We start from the raw sequence: 1,197 nt of genomic DNA on the forward strand, positions 1-1,197 counted from the left end.
ACCCCGGCCCAGGAGAACGGCAGCCGACCGCGGCCGGTGTCCTCGACGAGTCCGGCGATGCCGATGGTGTGCAGGGCGGCGTCGAGGAGGGCGGGGTGCAGCCCGAACAGGGAGGCGTCGGAGCGCTGTTCGTCCGACGTCTCGATCTCCACGTAGGCCGCGTCGCCGGTCACCCAGGCGGCGCGGACGCCCTGGAAGGCGGGGCCGTAGTGGAGTCCGGCTTCGGCGAGCCCGGAGTAGAGCTCCTCGACGGGCAGTGGCGTGGCGTCGGCCGGCGGCCAGGTCTCGGGGGCGGACGACGGCTGCGGGGCGCCGACGGCGAGGACGCCGTCGGCGTGCCGGGTCCACGGCCGCTCGGCCGCGTCGACGTCCTCTCCGGGCGCGTCGCCCGACGGCTCGGGGCGCGAGTGCACGCCGAGGGGGCGGCGGCCGGTGGCGTCGGGGGCGCCGACCCACAACTGGAGCTGGACGCCGCCGTCCTGGGGCAGGACGAGCGGGGCGTGCAGGGTGAGTTCCTCGAGGAGGTCGCAGCCGACCTGGTCGCCGGCGCGGATCGCCAGCTCCACGAAGGCGCTGCCGGGCAGCACGACGGAACCCATGACGGTGTGGTCGGCGAGCCAGGCGTGGGTGTCCAGCGAGAGCCGGCCGGTGTAGAGGAAGCCGTCGAGGTCGGCGAGGGCGACGGCGGCGCCGAGCAGCGGATGGCCGGCGCTTCCCAGGCCTGCCGCGGAGACGTCGCCAGGGGGGCGTCCGGCGTCGAGCCAGAACGGCTCGCGCTGGAAGGCGTACGTGGGCAGGTCGACGCGCTCCACGCCGCTGCCGGCGTAGTAGGCGTCCCAGTCGACGGCCGTGCCGCGCACGTGCAGGCGGGCGAGGGCGCCGGTCACGGTGGCGGTCTCGGGGCGGCCGGAGCGCAGTGCGGGTACGAAGACGGCCGTTTCGGCGTCGCCGGTCAGGCAGTCCTGGGCGAGGGCCGAGAGGACGGCGTCGGGGCCGATCTCGACGAAGTGGACGACGTTGCGGGCGGCGAGCGCGCGCACGCCGTCGAGGAAGCGGACGGCCTCGCGGACGTGCCGGACCCAGAAGTCCGCCGAGCCCATCTCGTCGGTGATCAGCGCGCCGGTCAGGTTGGAGACGACCGGGATGCGGGGGGCCGCGAAGGACAGCCCTGCGACCACCTGGCGGAACGCGTCGAGC

General features: G+C 75.7%; 1 protein-coding gene. It reads right to left on the reverse strand.

Features of this window, described 5'->3' with window-relative positions; all coding sequences use genetic code 11:
- Positions 1 to 1,197: polyketide synthase dehydratase domain-containing protein (locus tag OG982_RS30875; RefSeq protein WP_266950282.1), on the reverse strand; the 1,197-nt coding region annotated here is incomplete at both ends.

It is taken from the genome of Streptomyces sp. NBC_01551, assembly GCF_026339935.1.
Taxonomy (GTDB): Bacteria; Actinomycetota; Actinomycetes; order Streptomycetales; family Streptomycetaceae; genus Streptomyces.